Source organism: Kitasatospora sp. NPDC048296, from assembly GCF_043201815.1.
In the GTDB taxonomy this organism is placed as follows: domain Bacteria; phylum Actinomycetota; class Actinomycetes; order Streptomycetales; family Streptomycetaceae; genus Kitasatospora.
Genome location: NZ_JBICZB010000039.1, coordinates 1 through 4,955, shown reverse-complemented (window position 1 = coordinate 4,955; position 4,955 = coordinate 1). Strand labels below are relative to the sequence as shown.

Annotated in this window: 5 protein-coding genes; all 5 read right to left on the bottom strand. The window is 72.4% G+C overall.

The window, feature by feature from the left end:
• Positions 1–103 precede the first annotated feature (103 nt).
• The 5 genes from ACGF12_RS22585 to ACGF12_RS22565 all read right to left on the bottom strand — a co-directional run bounded on the left by ACGF12_RS22585 (position 104) and on the right by ACGF12_RS22565 (position 4,857).
• Positions 104–769, bottom strand: a complete 666-nt coding sequence (locus ACGF12_RS22585; RefSeq protein WP_393032834.1) for a hypothetical protein — start codon at positions 767–769, stop codon at positions 104–106.
• A 136-nt stretch (positions 770–905) separates the two neighbouring features.
• Entirely contained in the window at positions 906–1,691 is a 786-nt protein-coding gene (locus tag ACGF12_RS22580) for a hypothetical protein (protein WP_393032831.1), read from the bottom strand.
• A 174-nt stretch (positions 1,692–1,865) separates the two neighbouring features.
• On the bottom strand, positions 1,866–3,293 hold the full coding sequence (locus tag ACGF12_RS22575; RefSeq protein WP_393032828.1) for a hypothetical protein: 1,428 nt from the start codon (positions 3,291–3,293) through the stop codon (positions 1,866–1,868).
• A gap of 205 nt (positions 3,294–3,498) precedes the next feature.
• On the bottom strand, positions 3,499–4,011 hold the full coding sequence (locus ACGF12_RS22570) for a hypothetical protein (RefSeq protein ID WP_393032825.1): 513 nt from the start codon (positions 4,009–4,011) through the stop codon (positions 3,499–3,501).
• Positions 4,012–4,098: 87 nt separating this feature from the next.
• Entirely contained in the window at positions 4,099–4,857 is a 759-nt protein-coding gene (locus ACGF12_RS22565) for a hypothetical protein (RefSeq protein ID WP_393032822.1), read from the bottom strand.
• Positions 4,858–4,955: the final 98 nt, after the last annotated feature.

The window sequence follows — 4,955 nt, the reverse complement described above, 5'->3', positions numbered from 1 at the left end:
CGTGGGGGGGGGGGGGGGGGTGGGGGGGGGGGGGGGCCGGGGGGGGGGGGGGGGGGGGGGGGGGGGGGGGCGGCGGGGGGGGGGGGGCGGGCCCCCCGACGGTCTACTCCTTCCAGCTGAGGGTGGGCAGCACGCTGCGGACCTGGGCGGCAGCCCAACGGGCGGTCGGGGTGGCGGCGTTCCAACTGCCGGGTCGGCGGACGCAGGTGGGATGGACGCAGGGCTGGGCGTGCGCGACCAGGATGTCCAGCAGCTCGGGCCGGGTGAGGGCCCTCGGAAGCTCGTCACCCTCCCGGAGTACCTCGTAGTGGCACGCCAGGGTGGCCGCGATCTCCTCGGCGGCCAGCCGGACGGTGGTGGCGACGGTCAGGGTGGTCCGGCCCTGGACGTCGCGGTGGAACCGCGCGAGCGTCCGATCGGGCTGCGGCGGGGCCAGCCGCTGCCACCGGTCCAGTTCCGTGAGGCTCGACCTGGCCGCACAGAGCTGGCGGCACAGCCGGATCACCTTGATGGCGGCGGCGGACTCAACGTCGAACCGGGTCGGGTCGCGCACGGTGCCGATGTCCGGCGACTCGTAGAGACGGATGCCCTCGTGCTCGAAGTGCGGGTAGTAGTAGACCGCCAGGCCGTGGTAATCGGACAGCGGCTCGTCCACTTGGCCGTTGACGTCGGTGATGCAGATCTCGGCGGAACCGACCGGCACCTTCAGGGCGGTGTACCCGCCGCCGGTGTGCCAGAACTCGGTCGGGATGCCGTTCTCTGCCAGCACCGCCGTCAGGGCTTCGTGCAGCTGGATCTCGGGCTGGGGGGTGGTGCTCAGGGCGTGCTTCGCTTTCGGTGATGCGTCGGCGTGGTGGGGAGGGGGGCCGGACTGGCGGCAGGCGCCAGCCCGGCCCGGCGGCGGGTCAGTGGCTGCGGCGGGCGAGGAAGATGCGTGCGGCGGTGACGACATCTCCGCCGAACCCGGCCTGGAGTCGGGTGATCGCGCTCGGCCCGTACCGCTCGACGAGGTCGCAGCCGACGGTGATGTAGTACTCGCCGGGGAGGCGTCGGTCGTGGTCCTCGACGACCCGGCCGTCGGCGAAGGCCCGGAGGATGTCGATCCCCGTGTCCCATCCCTCGGGGCCCAGCAGGTCGTACTCCTCGGTGAAGTCGGGGTAGACCCGGGCCAGGTCCTGCGGGGTGGCGTCGGGGGACACCAGCCCACCGACCAGCGCCTCCGCGAACCTGTGGGCGAGGGTGGAGAAGATCCACATCCAGCCGTTGGTCTCCTCGCCGATCAGCCGCTCCAGCGGCGGCACGGGCGGCGGTGTGGCGACGGCGTCCTCCTCGCGCAGCCACTCGCGCAGCACGGCGGTGGTTCGGGTGTGCTGGCGCACCGTCTGCGGGGCGGTGCGCACTTCCCATGCGCCGTCGTCGACGACCTCGCCGTGGGCGTCCGTGAGCATCCACAGCACCACGTGGCCCGGGTAGTCCGGCCGGAGGTAGAGGCGGAAGTACGCCGGGTAGTCCGGAACGTGCTCCGGGTGGAGGAGGAAAATGCGGTGCGACGGGTGGCGCGGGCTGGTGATCTTCACCCCCAGCTCGATCTCCACGCTGTAGTCGTCGGAGAGGTCCACGGCCTTCGCGGGCAGGCCGTTTCGGCTCAGCGCCCTTGCGAGGGAGTGGGCGGAGGTACGTGCAGTGGGCACGGGCAGTCCTTCACGATGTCGGGTCCAGCGGTTCGATTGCCTTCCGGGAGCCACCCGGCCTGACAAGAGAAAGACTACCATGAATAATGCATCAATTGGGGCTGGCCTGCACTCCTACGCAGGCCAGCCCCATATGCACCCCGCTCTTGGGGCGCGCGGTGTCCACCGGTGCCGCTACACCACGGCCAGCGTCCGTGGCCCGAGCGGCTGCCCCTCGGCGGCCTCGATGGAGTCGACGGCGGACCGCCAGGCCGTCTCGAAGCCGCTCCTGGCCTTCGTCGGCACCGTCGCCGGCGCGGCGACGAACTGGCGCTCCACGGCCGGGTAGCTGCCGCCGCGCGACGCGGTGACCACGCGCTCGAAGCCGAAGTCGTATCCCGGGACCGCGCTCGCCGTGTGCTCCAGGGTGCGGCCCGGCCGATCGGCAAAGCGCTGGAGCCCGGTGCGGGCCTGACGGCGCGTGAGGACCCCGACCCGCCGCACCGAGCGCCAGACGGTCCCCTTGCGCTGCGGGTCGGAGCACAGCGGGTCCCGCCGCGGGCACTTCGGCTTGCTGATCGCGCGGCAGCCCTTGCAGCGGGACCACTCCTCCACCTCCAGTCCCCAGTAGCGGGCCTGTGTCACGCAGGCGGCGCACCGCGGGCCGTGCCACTTGTCGCAGTACTCCGACCGCCCGGCGGTGAGGACGCGGCGGACCTCGTAGATACTCCACGGCTGGGTGTCGAGCCGGTCGGCCAGCAGGTCGAGCGCCGCCGTGTTGCCGGCGCGGTGCAGCTCCTCGCGCAGACTGGACTTCGCGTAGAGGGTGAACAGCGGGTTGAGGGCCTGTGCGGTGTACTCCAGCATCGCTGCCTCGGCGATCTGGGCAGGGAAGCGCTTGGAGCGGGCCATGTGGTCGGGCAGGGAGCCCGCGCTGACCGGATAGGGGCACGCCCAGCAGAAGCTTTTCGGATACGAAACACCCAGGCGGCCCTTGAGGTAGGCCAGCAGGGTCGGGCGATCCCAGCCCCAGTTGATCAGCGGGTACCACGGCCGGCGGCCTGGCTTGGCGAACGACGTGTCGACCCGGGCGCGGCCGAGCTCCCCCAACTCGAAGCCGACAACGTGGCGGTAGGGGCCGGTCAGGTGCTCCTTGAACCAGAGGTCCAGCGGCTCTCCCTTGGCGCGGATGCTGCACAGCCGGTTGCCCCCGTACATCGGCACGGTGCCGGACTCGCGCAGGTCCAGCAGCAGGCTCCACCGCCCGGAGGCGTGGATCCGGGTCGGGTTGCGGGTGTCGGAGAGGATCTCGATGCCGCACTGGGCGATGGAGGCCCCGCCGCGGGCGATCTGCACGTAGCGGACCCGGTGGGCCCGCAGCAGCGGAAGAACGTGCTGCTCGGCCAGGGCGATGCTGTCTGGCCACTCCATGCCGGTGTGGGCAGTGATCAAAATCAGATCGGACAGGTCGGGCCGCAGGCCGTAGGCGGTCGGGTTCTCCAGGAAGCGCAGGATGATCGCGGTGGAGTCGGCGCCCAGGCCCCAGCTGACGACGGTGGTGCCGCACGGCTCCGGCTCGGGGAAGGTCGCGGAGTTGAACAGGGCGAGCTGGCGGGAGGTCATGACGAAGTGCGCTCCGTGGGTCGGGCCGCGGGTGGCCCGGGGTGGTTGATCGGGGAGAGTCCTGCGGTGGAACCGGATGCTCCGGCGTGGCCGGGCAGGTCCAGGCCGCGCCCGCGACGGGCAGGGGCCAGAACGGCGACGCCGCCGATCCGCCGACGCGGTGCGCGCTGCCCCAGTGGTGAGGCAGCGCGCACGGGGCGGGCGGTCAGGCGGCGGTCGGGGCCGCCGTCAGCGCCGTCAGCGCCTCGGCGGCGGCGGGAATCCGGAGCTGGACCAGATCGACGTCGGCCACGCCGTGCGCGTACACCTTGACGGTGTGGCAGGGGCGGCCGTCGGAAGGCTCCGGCAGGGAGACGGTCAGGTGCTCGCCGGGCCCGAGGTGGCCGGCCAAGACGCTCAGCTCGGTGATGGTTCCGGCCTCCGAGGAGTAGTCGATCCCCTCGGCGCTCAGTGCGGCGCGGGCAAGGCGCTCGGCCCCGGCGACGGACAGGCCCAGGGCCAGAATGCCGGCATGCATCGGGCAGGTAACCAGGGCTACCACCTGCCCGCCGTCCAGCGGTCCGGCCAGGGCCACCGAGGCGGTGCCCGCCTGCGGGCCCTGCCAGCCGTCCTGCACCCGCAGCGCTGGCGCCGCCGCGATGAGCGCGGCCGCAGCCTTCTGGCGGCCGGTGCGGACGCTCTCCTGCCACATGTCGAGGGCGGTGGTGGTGGTGTTCACGGGGTTCTCCTGCGTGAGTGAAAAGGGGTTCGACCCAGACCGGCAGCCAACCGGCCTGACGAGAGAAAGACTACCATGAATAGAGCATCAAAAGGGCGATTGCTGTCTCGGGGGAGGAAACGAGGTCGGCGCGACGGCGACCCGGGTCCGACGCGGCCCCACGGACCGCGCGTAGACATGGTTGCCGCCGTGCTCAAGCCGGTTCGCCCCGACGACCTCCAGGGCCTCCGCCAACCAGAGCCCGCCCGGCTCCCCCTCCCGCCGGGGCCGCGCCCCGAACCCCTGGAGCCGGCGCTCAACCCCCAGGTGCCCGCTCTCGTCCCGGCGCACCTTCATCGCCGCCCGGTCGGCAAGCACCGTGCCGTCCGGCAGGACCACCAGCCGCCGCGGCCGACTCCGGCCCAGGTACGCGAAGTCCTGTGCCGCGTAGACGTGCCCCACGTGCCCGGGCGTGACCACCTCCGTGCCCAGTGGCGTCACCCTGGTGCGCGGATGCGGGTCCGAATAGGCGACCACGCCCCGCACACCACGGCGTGCGGCGAGCGCGAAGCCGGCCGCGCACAGCCACGACTCCCCGTTGCTGGGCACCTCGTCCAGCAGGACCAGCCGGCTCAGCTCCACCGATTCGCGGTAGGGAGCCAACGAGGGGAACACCCGCGTCAGCACGCCCTTCGACATCGGTACCCCGAGCGCGAGCACGCCGACCAGGCGGCCGCCGTCCGGCTCACCCGGCCCCGGCGCCTCGGTGCGCAGCTGCATCCCGAACGCCATCCGCACCGCCGGCCACGAACCGCTGTAGTGGTGCCGCTCCACGAACCTGCGCGCCGGCCCGGCCTCCAGGGGCACACAGACTGGTGAAGAGGCAGTGTTCCAACCTTGCGCTATTCGACTTCCTGGACGGCTTCGAGGTACTCAGCCCAGCCGTTCTGGGCGTACTGGGCCCA

Coding starts and splice junctions, on each gene's coding strand:
- ACGF12_RS22575 (WP_393032828.1), bottom strand. CDS start 3,293: ATGACCTCCCGCCAGCTCGCCCTGTTCAACTCCGCGACCTTCCCCGAG.